The 13,940-nt window shown below is 72.2% G+C and carries 5 protein-coding genes; 4 read left to right on the forward strand and 1 reads right to left on the reverse strand.

Annotated features, from left to right (window positions below):
- The coding region (locus D7V80_RS06635; RefSeq protein ID WP_120587356.1) for a hypothetical protein at nucleotides 1-934 on the forward strand (934 nt) is incomplete at its 5' end.
- Between the two features lie 76 nt (nucleotides 935-1,010).
- A complete protein-coding gene (locus tag D7V80_RS06640) occupies nucleotides 1,011-1,403 on the forward strand; it encodes a hypothetical protein (protein ID WP_120587357.1) in 393 nt (130 codons plus the stop codon).
- Nucleotides 1,404-1,469: 66 nt separating this feature from the next.
- On the opposite strand, the gene D7V80_RS06645 is transcribed toward D7V80_RS06640, so the two are convergent.
- Nucleotides 1,470-3,035 carry a carboxylesterase/lipase family protein gene (locus tag D7V80_RS06645; RefSeq protein ID WP_120587358.1) on the reverse strand — a complete coding sequence of 522 codons (1,566 nt, stop codon included), beginning with the start codon at nucleotides 3,033-3,035 and terminating at the stop codon, nucleotides 1,470-1,472.
- A 418-nt stretch (nucleotides 3,036-3,453) separates the two neighbouring features.
- On the opposite strand from D7V80_RS06645, the gene D7V80_RS06650 reads away from it, so the two are divergent.
- Both D7V80_RS06650 and D7V80_RS06655 read left to right on the forward strand, forming a co-directional pair.
- Nucleotides 3,454-8,436, forward strand: coding sequence for a non-ribosomal peptide synthetase (locus tag D7V80_RS06650; protein WP_147447001.1), 4,983 nt, complete (start codon nucleotides 3,454-3,456; stop codon nucleotides 8,434-8,436).
- A gap of 40 nt (nucleotides 8,437-8,476) precedes the next feature.
- Nucleotides 8,477-13,939, forward strand: a complete 5,463-nt coding sequence (locus tag D7V80_RS06655; RefSeq protein ID WP_158616559.1) for a non-ribosomal peptide synthetase/MFS transporter — start codon at nucleotides 8,477-8,479, stop codon at nucleotides 13,937-13,939.
- Nucleotide 13,940: the final 1 nt, after the last annotated feature.

A 13,940-nucleotide genomic window follows, 5' to 3' on the forward strand; every position in this document is an offset into this window, starting at 1 on the left:
GGCCCCGCCGGTCGCGCGGCGTCCTTCCGACACCTTCGAGTCCGCTCCGGCCGCCCGTCGCGGAGGCCCCGCGCTGGGAACTCCCGCGCCCGCGGCCACGCCCACCCCGGTGGGCACGTCCGGCACGGCGGTGCAGACGAACGGCGCCACGGTGGCGGACTACCAGGTGGGTCCTCCCCGGCGTCCGGACATCCACCACGACAACGGCTTCCTGCAGAACCCCAACGATCCCAACGACCCGAAGCCCATCCCCACGGAGAGCCCGGGCCTGGGTGACTACGCGGCGCGGGCCGAGTGGGAGCTGAAGCTCAACGCCGCGCGCGCCATCCAGGGCGTGCCGGGCGTGCCGCACAACGACATCCCGGATGGCCTGGACACGTACGACCACTTCCTGCACGGCAACGGGGCGGACCGGCACTTCGACTACGAGCGGTTCGTCAGCACGGACCCCGCCGGCCAGGCGGTGCTCACCAACTCCACGCGCGACACGCAGCAGGCGGCGGAGGCGACCTACAACCAGATGATCGCCCGGGACCCGTCGCTCGCGGGCAAGCCGGTGACGTTCCAGATCACCGGCTCGCAGATTGGCGTGGGCTCCAGCGAGCAGTTCCCCTACCCGGAGACGGAGAACTGGCAGAAGGCGATTGGCGGCCACTCCATCTGGAACAGCGCGACCGTGACGGTCTACCCGCCGGAGACGCCGGGCGGAAAGCCCCGCTTCGAGATGGACATGACGCTCCACGCGGAGGACCGCTACAACTTCAACCCGGGCCAGGCGGACATCAACACCGGCACGCCGGACGCGGACAACGGCCGGCTGGAGCGCACGGGCCTGGGGCACCAGTACACCAACTACGGCACGCTCCAGCGGCACGTGACGTGGGACCAGGGGAGCCCCGAGAATGCGACGTCGCGTCCCATCGGTGGCCGTTAGGCGCACGCTGGCTACCACCCTGCTCGCGGGGTGTGTTTCGCTGGCCTGCGACAAGCCCTCAGGGGGGAGTGCATCCATGACGACACAGACGGCCGCGCCTGCGGCGAAGACGGGAACGGACCTGGAGACGCTGGAGAAGACCGTGACGCTGCCGCGCCGCCCCCAGGCGGTGCAGTGGCGCACGTCTCCGCGCGGCATCCCCGGCGGGCTGGGCCCCACGGACACGCAGTTCCTCGCGGTGCTGGAGTACCCGGCGGCGGACGCCCAGGCGCTCCAGGCCGAGCTGAAGCCCACGCGGCTGACGGTGAAGCTGGAAGACGGCGGGTGGCTGCCGGAGGCCACCCGGGAGTCCCTGAAGGGCGCCACCGCCTACGACGCGGCGCCCTTCTTCAAGGGCTCGCTGCGCCAGGGCACCGTGTTCCAGCTGCCCCAGTCGAGCACCTTCGTGCTGGTGCTCTTCAGCAGCTGAAGTCCCGCGCGAAGAATCAGGGCCCGGCCGCGAACGCTCGCGCCCGGGCCCTCTTCCATCCAGAGGCTACGTCATGCCTTCGGGCCGGGACTTCTTCTGGGGCGTGGCCCCCGTGTGGCGGACGTTGCGCTGCGCGCCGGACTTCCCCCCCGCGCGGCTGTCCGAGCTGTTGATGATGGCGCTCGCGAGCAGGAAGGCGTTGAGGCGCAGCTGCATGAAGTTGTGCTCCACCTTCGGCGGCTGCTGCATGCGCAGGGTGCGGTCCTCACCCGGCTGGTGCTTCGGCCACTCCGTCGCGGACGCGGGCACCCCCGTGCGGGCGAACTGGAGCATCCAGCCGCTCACCTGGCGCGAGTACGCGCGGTCCTCGTCCGTGAGCACGTCCCGGGTGGGCGGGCAGCGGGCCACCGTGTCCAGGAAGTACGGCACGTCCGAGCCGTGCGGGACGCCGTCGGGGTACTCCGGGCGCAGCTCGGTGGCGGTGTACTCGAAGTAGAAGCGCCACGCGTCGGAAACCTTGTTGTGCAGGTCCGCGACCTGCCGGGGGATGAGCGTGAAGACGATGTCGCGGCACACCTGCCGCGCCAGCTCCTCGTCCGGTGACACGCCCGGGTAGAGCAGGCCGATGGGCACGTTGTTGTCGCGCAGCGCCTGGAGGATCTCCATGGGGTCGCGGCCCATGGCGGTCATCACGCTCACGTCGTCGCTGGTGCTGCCCAGGATGAGCGGCACGCGCGCCTGCTGCTGCGCCTTGAAGGTGGACAGGATGGACTGGGGCAGCACCGTGTCGCCGCACACGGCCACCGGCGCCAGCGAGTGGTCCGGCGACTGCTGCCAGAAGGACTCCGCGGACAGCTGGCGCATGCGCTCCGGGGTCGCGTCCGCGTCCGGCACGCCCATGTCGCGGATCAGCGCCTCGCCCTTGAGCATCGCCTTGTCCAGCGGCATCTCGTCCAGGCCGTACACGCTCATCGCGACGCCCCGGTGGAACAGCGGCTTCGCGGACTCCATGCAGAAGAGGGACAGCACGCTCTTGGCGCCCGCGGACTGGCCGATGAGGGTGACGTTGCCCGCATCCCCGCCGAACTTCGCGATGTTGCGGTTCACCCACTGGAGCGCGGCGACCTGGTCCAGCAGGCCGAAGTTGGCCGCGCCGCCGCCCGGCTCATTCTGGAGCGCCGGGTGGGCCAGGAAGCCCAGGTGACCCAGGCGGTAGTTGAGCGTGACGAGGATGGCGTCCCGGGACGCCATGGGCACGCCGTCGTACGGGGGCAGGCCGCTGGCGCCAATCACATACGCGCCGCCGTGGATCCACACGATGACGGGCAGCTTCGCCTGGGGGTCCACGCGCGGCGTCCAGACGTTGAGGTAGAGACAATCCTCGCCCATCGGGTACGGATCGCCGCCACCGCCCGCGATGCAGCCGTCGCGAGATTGGAGCGAGGACTTGCCGAACGTGGACGCCTGCCGGACGTGCTTCCAGGGCACGACCGGAGCGGGAGGACGCCACCGCAGCGCGCCCACGGGAGGCTGGGCGTAGGGAATGCCCTTGAAGGCATACACCCCTTCCTCGACGACGCCTTGGAGCTGTCCTTCGACCGTGCTGACGACGGGAGCCGACTGCTGGACCATGTTTGGAACCCCCCACGAGACCCGGCGCCAGGGCCGGGCCGGTGCGAAGTAGAGGTTTCGCCCATGCAAGTCAATGCATTGGATTTCAAAGACAATCACCCGTCCGCCAGCCGACGCGGGCCCCGACTCCAGAGCATCAGGGCAATGCCCTAACGGCTTCCCGTGTCATGGGCGGCACCCGGGAGGATTCCAACCCGGGAGAATGTCAGACTCAGCACATCCTGTTGGGACCCAAAGGCGATCCTGTAACATCCTGCATGTTGTCCGAGCGCCGACACCCCAGCCAGACGCCAATCGCTGATTCGCCAAGGCTTTCCGGCAGTTCCTGACAAGAGACAGCCCTGTGTCAAAACAAGACAAAGTCGCATTCCCGGCCCCACCGGACGTGGGCCCCGTTGCGTCCGCAGTGCGGGAGGAATTGCCGTGGCTCACGGACCGGGTATCGGCCCGGGCCCTCGCGGCGCCTGAAAGCCTGGCATTGGCCGGGGATGACGAGCGGCTGACGTATGGCGAGCTGGAGGCGAGAGCGGAGGCCCTGGCAGCCCAGCTCCAGGCGCTGGGCGTGGGGCCGGAGGACCGGGTGGGCGTGTGCGCGCGGCGCGGTTCCGAGCTGCTCGTCGCGCTCGTGGGCACGCTCAAGGCGGGCGCCGTCTACGTTCCGTTGGAGGGCACGTGGCCGGCGGCGCGGCTCTCGGACGTGCTGGAGGACGCGGGCGTCCGGGTGCTCGTGCTCGACTCGCGGCAGGCGTCACTGCCGGGTCAGGGAGAGCGGCGCACCGTCACCGTCGACCGTTCGGTGGCGCTGCTGCCCGTGGGCGACCGGGGCCGTGCGGCGCCGCGCGGGGCACTCACGCCGGAGCGGCTCGCGTACCTCATCTATACGTCCGGGACGACGGGGCGCCCCAAGGGCGTGGCCGTCACCCACGGGGCGGTGCGGCACTTCGCGGAGGCGTTCGTGCGCGAGTTCGCGCTGACGTCGGATGACCGCGTGTCGTTCCATGCTTCCCCTGCGTTCGATGCCTCCGTGCTGGAGGTGTGGCCCGCGCTGTCCGCGGGCGCCAGCCTCCACGTCGCGGACGACACCGTGCGGCTGGTGCCGGAGCGCCTCCAGCAGTGGCTGGTGCAGCGGGCCATCCACGTCTGCTTCCTCACCACCGCGCTGGGGGAACAGCTCGCCTCGCTGCCCTGGCCCGCCGCTCCGGCCCTGCGCGCGCTGCTCACCGGCGGCGAGTCCCTGCGCGTCCGTCCCCATGCGTCCGCGCCCTTCGCGTTCTTCAACTGCTACGGCCCCACGGAGACCGCCGTCTTCGTGACGCGCGAGCGGGTGCTCCCGGAGGGCTCCACCCTGCCGTCCATCGGCAGGCCCCTGGATGGCGTGTCCATCCACCTGCTCGACATGGCGCTGCGGCCGGTGGCGCCCGGAGAGCCGGGGGCCCTCTTCATCGGTGGGGCGACGCTGGCGCGCGGCTACTGGGGCGACCCTGCCCACACGGCGCGCCAGTTCCTGCCGGATCCGTTCAGCGGTGTGCCGGGAGCGCGGATGTACCACTCGGGCGACCTGGCCCGGCTGCGTGATGACGGCGCGCTGGAGTTCCTGGGCCGCGCGGATCACCAGGTCAAACTGCGCGGGTTCCGCATTGAGCTGGAGGAGATTGACACCGCCCTGGCCCGGCTGCCGGAGGTGCGCGCGAGCGTGAGCCTCGTGCGTGAGGACCCAGGCACGGAGCGCCGGCTGGTCGCCTACGTCGTCGCCCGCGCAGCCGTCACGCCCGCGACGCTGCGCCAGGGCCTGCGCGCGACGCTGCCCGAGCCGTGGGTCCCCTCCGCGTTCGTGTTCCTGGAGTCCCTGCCACTCACGGCCACCGGCAAGGTGGACCGCGCCGCCCTCCCCGTCCCAGAAGCCGCGCCGCGGCCTGTTTCCTCCGACGCCGGCCTCACGCCCACTGAAGCGCGGCTGCTCCCCGTGTGGCGGCAGGTGCTGCGGCTGGAAGCCATTGGCCGGGACGAGCACTTCATGGACCTGGGCGGGCACTCGCTGCTCGCCGCCCGGCTGGCGACGGAGCTTCACCGCCAGCTGGGCCGGGACGTGCCGCCGCGCGCCGTGCTGGAGGCAGGGACGCTAGCGGGACTGGCCCGCTGGCTGGACGCCGAACCCGCGTCGTCGCCGCCTCCCGTCCTCCGTGCTCCGGACTCGGACGGCCCGCTGTCGTTCGCGCAGGAGCGGCTGTGGATCATCGACCAGTTCGTGGACGACGCCGCGCTCTACAACACGTCCGTGCGGCTGCACTTCCACGGGCCGCTCGACGTCGCCGTGCTGGAGCGTGCCCTCACCGAGGTGCTGCGCCGCCACGAGGTGCTGCGGACGGGCTTCGTCTCCCGTGACGGTCAACCCCGACTGCACGTCGTCGCCCCTGGCCCCTTTCCTCTGACGGTGGTGGACCTGGACGGGGTCGCGGATGCCGCGGCCACCGCGCACACGCGTGAGCAGGCGCAGGCGCTCCAACCCTTCGACCTGCGCCAGCCGCCACTCCTGCGGGGCCTGCTGCTGCGGTGGGACGCCCGCCGCGCGCAGCTGCTGCTGACCGCGCACCATGCGGTCTTCGACGGCGCCTCCGTGGACCTGCTGCTCCGTGAACTGGAGGTGCTCTATCCCGCCTTCGCGCGAGGGCTCGCGTCGCCGCTGCCGGCCCTTCCCGTCCAGGCGCGCGACGTCGCCGCCTGGGAGCGCGAGCAGCTCCAGGGCGCCACGCGTGAACGGCTGCTGTCGTATTGGACGGAGCACCTGGGCGGCGAGCTGCCGGTGCTGACGCTCCCCATGGATCACCCGCGTCCGCCCGCCCAGACGTTCCGTGGCGCCACGCTGACCCGCGACGTGCCCCGGGGCCTGCTCGCGGACCTGGAGGCGCTGGGACGGCGCGCGCAGGCCACGCCGTTCATGGCCCTGCTGGCGGCGTTCTGCGCGTGGCTGTCGCGATACTCCGGCCAGCGGGACGTGGTGGTGGGAACGCCTTTCGAATCCCGGCCCCCCTCCGAGGCCCGTGGGCTGATGGGCTTCTTCGTCAACACGCTCGCGCTGCGGGTGGACCTCCAGGGCACTCCGTCGTTCCGCGAGCTGCTCGCGCGCGTGCGCAAGGTGGCGCTCGATGGCTACGCGCACGGCGCGCTGCCCTTCAACGACGTCCTGGGGGTCTTCGGGGCGCGGCGTGAGCTGTCCCATGCGCCGCTGTTCCAGGTGATGCTGGTGGTGCAGGACCGCGTCGCTCCGGCCACGCTCCAGCCCGGGCTGACCGTCGCGTCGGGCGGAGAGGTGCACACCGACAAGGCCCGCTTCGACCTCACGCTCGTGGTCGACTTCCCTCCGGAGGGCCCCACCCTCTCGCTCGAATACAACACCGACCTGTTCGCGGCAGGGACCGCCGCGCGGATGCTGGAGCACTTCACGGCGCTCCTGGGCGCGGCCATCGCCAGGCCGGATGCCCCCTTCGACACGCTGCCCATGCTCTCCCCGCAGGAGCGCCAGCGCATGCTGGAGGCCTGGAACGAGACCGTCCATCCGCCGCCCTCGGGTTGTAGCCACGCCCTCTTCGAGGCCCAGGCGCGCCGTGAGCCCGGGAAGGTCGCCATGCGGTCCGGTGGCGTGTCCTGGACCTACGGTGAGCTGGATGCCCGCGCGAACCAGGTCGCCGCCCACCTGCGGAGCCTGGGCGTGGGGCCGGAGGTGCGCGTCGGGCTGTTGATGGAGCGCAGCCCGGAGCTGGTCTGCGCGGTGCTCGGCATCGCGAAGGCGGGCGGCGTCTACGTCCCGTTGGATCCCGCCCATCCCGATGACCGGCTCACGTTCATGATGACCGACTCGCGCATGCGCGTCGTCGTCTCCGGCTCCGGGTTGGGCGCTCGTGCGGACGCCCTGTCGACGGGCCTCGGCTCCAGGGGGAGCCCGGCGCCAGCGGTGGTGGACGTGGTGCGCGACGCGCAGGCGCTGGCGCGACAGCCGACGACGCCTCACGACAGCGGCGTGGGGCCGGAGCACCTCGCGTACGTCATCTACACCTCGGGCTCCACGGGACGGCCCAAGGGCGTGGAGGTGGAGCACCGGGCCTTCTACAACCTGGTGCTGGCGAAGATTGACGGCTTCGGCATCTTCCCGGACAGCACCGTGCTGCAGTTCGTGTCGTTCGGGTTCGACGTCTCCGTGTCGGACGTGTTCATGACGCTCGCGGTGGGCGCGACCCTGCTCCTGCGCCCCGCGGACGTGGTGGGCGGCGCGGAGCTGGCCGCGCTGCTGCGCGACGAGTCCGTCACCGTCATCGTCCTGCCCGCGTCGGTGCTGGCCACCCTGCCCGCCACGGAGCTGCCCGCGCTCAGGTCCGTCATCGCGGGTGGAGAGGCGTGCTCCGCCGGGCTCGTCGACCGCTGGGCGCCGGGCCGCCGCTTCATCAACGCGTACGGCCCCACGGAGACGACCATCTGCACCACGATGGCCCGCTGCCAGCCCGGCGGCGGCGCTCCGCCCATCGGCCGTCCCATCCCGCATGCCCGGGTGTACGTGCTCGACGCGAGGCTGGAGCCCGTGCCGCCCGGTGTCACGGGAGAGCTCTACATCGGGGGCGCGGGGCTCGCGCGCGGCTACCTGGGCCGGGCGGACCTCACCGCGGACCGCTTCATCCCCAACCCCTTCGCGCGCGTGCCCGGCGAGCGGCTGTACCGCACGGGCGACCTCGCGCGCTTCCTGCCGGACGGCTCGCTGATGTTCGTGGTCCGCGTGGATGACCAGGTGAAGCTCCGCGGCTTCCGCATCGAGCTGGGCGAGATTGAAGCCACCCTGCGCCAGCACCCCGGCGTGCATGAGGCCCTGGTGGCCGTGCATGAGCGGGGCCCGGGCGGCAAGCAGCTCATCGCCTACGTCCTTGGCACTCCCGGCACGCCGGTGGCCCTGGACGGGCTCCCTCGATTCCTGCGCGAGCGCCTGCCGGAGCACATGGTGCCCTCCGCCTTCATCCCCCTGGACGCGTTCCCCCGCACGCCGAACGGCAAGGTGGATCGCCGCGCGCTGCCCGTACCCGCGCACGACGCCAGCGCGCGGACCTCGCCGCCCGTCGCGCCCCGCACCATCACCGAGGAGCTCCTCGTGGAGCTCTGGTGTGAGGTGTTGCGCCTGCCCACCGTGGGCGTGGAGGACGACTTCTTCGGGCTGGGCGGCCAGTCCATCCTCGCCGCGCAGGTCATGGCCCGCGTGCGCGAGCGCTTCGAGGTGCCCCTCTCCGTGAGGGTGCTCTTCGAGTCCCCCGTCCTCGCCGCGCTCGCCGAGCGCATCGAGCAGGCGCTGATGGCCGACATCGATGCGCTCAGCGACGAAGAGGTCGCCGAGGCGCTGGCCCCCGGCGCCTCCCGCGCTTCCTGAAGCACCGCTCCCTCCTCGCCACCCCCGAGAAGCCATCACGATGAGCGATCCCAATCCGACGTTGGATGCCCGCAGGGCCTTGCTGGAGAAGCGCCTGAAGAAGGCACGGGCGAAGGAAGCCAGCACGCCCGTCATTCCACGCCGTCCCCCGAACGAGGAGCCGCCCATCTCCTCCGTGCAACGGCGGCTGTGGTTCCTGGGTCAGTGGGAAGCGGGCAGCGCCGCGTACAACATCCCGCTCGCGCTGCGCCTCACTGGAGCCCTCCACACGGATGCGCTGGAGGCCGCGCTCCAGGAGGTCGCGCGCCGCCATGAGGTCCTGAGCACGACCTACGCGACCCGCGACGACGCCCCCGCGCTGGTGACGCATCCCGCGTCCCGGGTGACGCTCACCCGGCACGACGTGACACCGGAGCGCTCCGGCCTCGAACAGGTCCAGGCCGCCGTCGAAGCCCGGGCGCGCCGTCCCTTCGCGCTGGAGCACGACCTGCCGCTGCGCGCGGACCTGTGGCGCGTGGGCGACGCGGAGCACGTGCTGCTGCTCACGCTGCACCACATCGCCGCGGACGGCTGGTCCATGGGCGTGCTGCTGAAGGAGCTGGGCGCGCTCTACGCGGCGTTCGTCGCGGGGCAGCCCTCGCCGCTGCCGGAGCCGGCCCTCCAGTACGCGGACTTCGCGCACTGGCAGAACGCGAGCATGTCCGGCGACAGCCTCGCGTCCCACCTGGCGGCCTACCAGGCCCGGCTCCAGGGTGCCCCCGCGCTGCTGGAACTGCCCACGGACCGGCCGCGTCCATCGGTGCGCACCTCGAACGGGGCCATCGAGCCCTTCGACCTCACGCCCGCGCTGTCCCAGGCGGTGCGGGCCCTGGCGCAGCGCGAGCGCGTCACCCCGTTCGTCGTCCTGCTCTCCGGCCTGAGCGCCCTGTACCACCGCTATACCGGCCAGGAGGACCTCGTCCTGGGCACGACCGTGGCCGGACGCGACGCCTCCGGGCTGGAGGGCCTGGTGGGCTGCTTCGTCAACACGCTGGCCCTGCGCACGCGGCCCGTGGGCAGGGCGAGCACGCGCGAGTTGCTCCAGCAGGTGCGCGAGGAGTTCCTCGCCGTCGCGGACCACCAGGCGCTCCCGTTCGAGAAGCTGGTGGAAGCGACGACGTCCGAGCGCAACCTGGCGCACGGCCCGCTGTTCCAGGTGCTGCTCTCCGTCAACAACATCCCGCGGAGCACGCCCGCGCTCGCGGACCTGGGCGTGGAGGAGCTGCCGCTGGACACGCGCACGTCCAAGTTCGACCTGAGCTGGTCCGTGGACGACGTGGACTCGAGCCTCACCGGCTCCGTGACGTACAACACCGACCTCTTCGAGCGGGACACCGTCGTGCGCATGGTGGGCCACCTGCGCGAGCTGCTCGCGGGCATGGCGGCGCGGCCGGAAGCGCCCCTGTCCACCCTGCCCCTGCTGCCTCCTGACGAGTCCGCCCGCGTCGTCCGCGACTGGAACGCGACGCGGACGGAGTACCCGCCCGCGCTGGACGTGGTGCAGCGCTTCGAAGCCCACGTGGACCGCACGCCGGATGCCCCGGCCGTGGCCTTCGAGGGCCGCCGCTACACCTACCGGGAGCTGGACGCGCGCGCGTCGCGGCTGGCGCACCACCTGCGCGGCCTGGGCGCGGGGCCCGAGTCCCGCGTGGGCCTCTACCTGGAGCGCTCGCTGGACACGATGGTGGGCGTGCTCGGCATCCTGAAGGCGGGCGCGGCCTACGTGCCCGTCGACCCGTCGTACCCGGCGGACCGCGTGCGCTTCATGCTTGAGGACGCGGGCGCGCGCATCGTCGTCACCGAGGCGCACCTCGCGGATCCGCTCCAGGGCTCGCCTTCGCTGAGCGCCGTCTGCCTGGACCGTGACGCGGACGTCCTCGCGCGCCACCCCGCCACGCGGCCCGCGCGACTCCACGGGCTGGAGCACCTGATGTACGTGCTCTTCACCTCCGGCTCCACGGGCAAGCCCAAGGGCGTGGCCGTGGAGCACCGCACCTACGGCAACTACCTGGACGGCATCCTGCGCCGGCTGGATGCACCGCCCGCCAGCCACTTCGCCATCGTCTCCACCTTCGCGGCGGACCTGGGCACGACCATGGTCTGGGGCGCGCTCACGACGGGTGGATGCCTGCATGTCCTGTCGCATGACCGCGCGGCGGATCCCGCGGCGTTCGCGGACTACCTGAAGCACCACCCCATCGACGTGCTGAAGCTGGTCCCCAGCCACTTCGAGACGCTGCGCTCCCTGCGCGCGCTCCCGGAACTGCTGCCCCGCGCGAGGCTCGTCTTCGCGGGCGAGGCGTGCCCGTGGGAGCTGGTCGCCGCCATCCGGGAGGCCGCGCCGGAGCTGATCCTCCAGAACCACTACGGCCCCACGGAGACGTCCGTGGCCACGCTGACCTACGTGCCGCCGCCCTCACCGCCCGCGCACCGGGGTCCGTCGCTGCCGCTGGGCAGGCCCCTGGGCAACACGCGCGTGTACGTGCTGGACGCGGCGGGGCAGCCCGTCCCCATCGGCGTCCCGGGCGAGCTGCACGTCGGCGGCGCGGGCGTCACGCGAGGCTATCTGGGGCGCCCGGCCCTCACCGCCGAGCGCTTCATCCCGGACCCCTTTGGCGACACGCCGGGAGGCCGCCTGTACCGCACGGGAGACCTGGCGCGGTGGGGGGCGGACGGCACGGTGACGTTCCTGGGCCGCATCGACCACCAGGTGAAGATCCGCGGCTACCGCATCGAGACGGGTGAAATCGAAGCGCTCATCCAGGCCCACGCGGGCGTCCGAGACGCGGTGGTGCTGCTGCGCGAGGACACCCCCGGAGACAAGCGGTTGGTGGCGTACCTGGTGCTCGCCGAAGCCGAGGCCTCCGCGCCGGACGCGGTCCTCACGGCCGTGCGCACGGGCCTGCGGGCCGCGCTGCCGGACTACATGGTGCCTGGCGCCTTCGTGGTCATCCCCACGCTGCCCCTCAACCCCAACGGCAAGCTGGACCGCTTCGCCCTGCCCGCCCCCAGCGCGGAGCGCACGCCGTCCGCCGGGCCCCGCGTGGCGCCGCGCGACGAGCTGGAGGCCCACATCGCGACCGTCTGGGCTGGCGTGCTCGGCGTGAGCGAGGTGGGCATCGACGACAACTTCTTCGAGCTGGGCGGCGAGTCCTTCAAGGCGGTGCGCGCCGTCCGCGGCATGGGCCGCGACGTGAGCGTGATGGACCTGTTCCGCTTCCCCACCGTGCGCAAGCTGGCGGAGCACCTGTCGCAAGGCACCGAGCAGCAGCAGGGCCTGCTCCACCGGCTGACGAAGGCGGACGCGAAGCCGGACGGCATCACCTGGGTGTGCGTCCCCTTCGGCGGAGGCAGCGCCATCTCCTATCTCAACCTCGCGGAGCGGATGGCCGCGAAGGACGCGCTCTACGCGGTGGAGCTGCCCGGGCACGACTACGCCCGCCGGGACGACGCGCTCCAGCCCTTCGACACCGTGGTGCGACAGGTGGCGCAAGAGGTCCTCCAGCGCGTGACGGGCCCCATCCTGCTCTATGGCCACTGCCTGGGCGCGGCGATGGCCGTGGCGGTGGCGCGGCACCTGGAGGACCGCGGGGCACCGCTGCTGGGCATCATGGTGGGCGGCTCGTTCCCGATGCCGCGACTGCCGGGCGCGCTGTTCGACATCATCAGCAAGGTGCTGCCCACGGACGGACTGGTGTCCACGCGCTCCATCGTGGACGGCCTGCTGGTGACGGGCGGCGCCTCTGGCGGCGAGGACCCGGCGGAGCTGGAGTTCCTGGCGCGCAACATGCGCCACGACGGCCGCGAGGCGGAGGACTTCTACACGCGCGCCTACCGGGGCGAGACGGGCCCGCCCCTGCGCACGCCCCTGGTCTGCGTGGTGGGCGAGCGCGACCGCGCGACGGAGTTCCACCAGGAGGAGTTCCTGGAGTGGGGCCGCTTCAGCCGGTCCATCTCGCTGGAGGTCATTCCCCACGCGGGCCACTTCTTCCAGAAGCATCAGGCGACGGAGCTGGCCACGCTGGGCCAGCGTCAGGCGGCGCGCTGGAGGCAGGGCCCCACGGGCGCCGCCGTCGGGCCCGCGCCTGGAGCCGAGACCCTCGCCACCGGGCGGACGGTCGCGCCGGGCCTGGGCACGTTCCTCACGGTGACGGTGGGACAGCTCGTGTCCATGGTGGGCACGGGCCTGTCCACGTTCGCGCTGGGCGTCTGGGCGTATCAGCACACGGGCGCGGTGTCCGGCTTCGCGCTGATGTCCACGCTGGGCCTCTTGCCCGGCATCCTCGCGCTGCCCATCGCGGGGGCGCTCGCGGACCGGTGGGACCGGCGGAAGATCATGCTCGCCTGCGACGCGGTGACGCTGGCCACGGCCGCCGTCACCGCGGCGCTGTCGTGGTCCGGGGCGCTCCAGATGGGGCACCTGTATGTCCTGGCCGTGGTGAGCGCGGTGACGAGCGCCTTCCGGCAGCCCGCGTATACGGCGGCCGTGGCCCAGCTCGCGCCCAAGCGCTACCTCGGCCACGCGAACGGCTTCGCGCAGCTGGGCGGCGCAACGGGCGTGATGCTGTCGCAGATGCTGGGCGGCGCGCTGATGCTGGCGCTGGGGCTGCACCGCATCCTGCTGCTGGACGTGGCCACCTACGCCGTCGCGCTGGTGACGCTGCTGGCGGTGCGCTTCCCCTCCGCCCTCTTCCGCAAACAGGAGGAGCCCTTCCTCCAGGAGGTGACGCAGGGCTGGCGCTACCTCCAGAAGCGCCAGGGCCTGCTGGCGCTGGCCGTGTTCTTCGCGCTGGGCAACTGCCTGGCCAGCGTCGCCAACGTGCTGGTGACGCCGCTGGTGCTGTCCTTCTCCTCGGCGGCGCGGCTGGGCTCGGTGATGGCCATGAACGGCGCCGGCATGCTCCTGGGCAGCCTGGTGATGAGCCTCTGGGGCGGCACCCGGCGGCGCATGGACGGCATGATTGGCTTCATCGCGCTGTTCGGCGTCTCCGCGGTGGGCATGGGCCTCAGGCCCGCGCTCGGCTTCCCCATGGTGGGCATGCTGGGCATCGGCGTGTGCACGGCCTTCATCAACGCGCACTGGCTGTCATTGGTGCAGGTGAAGGTCGGGCTGGAGCTGCAGGGCCGCGTGCTGGCGGCGAACCAGATGCTGGCGCGCTCGCTGATGCCGCTGGGCGCGTTCGCCGCGGGCCGGCTGGTGGATGGCGTCTTCACGCCGCTGCTCGCGGATCCACGCGTGGCGTCCACGCTCGCGCCGCTGCTGGGCGAAGGTCCGGGGCGCGGCATCGCGCTGCTGGTGGTGCTCACCGGCGTGCTGTCGCTGCTGCTGACCGTCCTGGGCTTCCTCTACGCGCCCCTTCGCCGGGTGGAGGACGCGCTGCCGGACGCCATTCCCGACCCCGTCATCCTGGACAAGGACGCCCTGCAACAACAGGCCGACCTCCAGCTGTCGAAGGCCGCCTAGG

The organism is Corallococcus sp. CA054B, from assembly GCF_003611625.1.
GTDB classification, from domain to species: domain Bacteria; phylum Myxococcota; class Myxococcia; order Myxococcales; family Myxococcaceae; genus Corallococcus; species Corallococcus coralloides.

Coding starts and splice junctions, on each gene's coding strand:
- D7V80_RS06645 (WP_120587358.1), bottom strand. CDS start 3,035: ATGGTCCAGCAGTCGGCTCCCGTCGTCAGCACGGTCGAAGGACAGCTC.
- D7V80_RS06655 (WP_158616559.1), top strand. CDS start 8,477: ATGAGCGATCCCAATCCGACGTTGGATGCCCGCAGGGCCTTGCTGGAG.
- D7V80_RS06640 (WP_120587357.1), top strand. CDS start 1,011: ATGACGACACAGACGGCCGCGCCTGCGGCGAAGACGGGAACGGACCTG.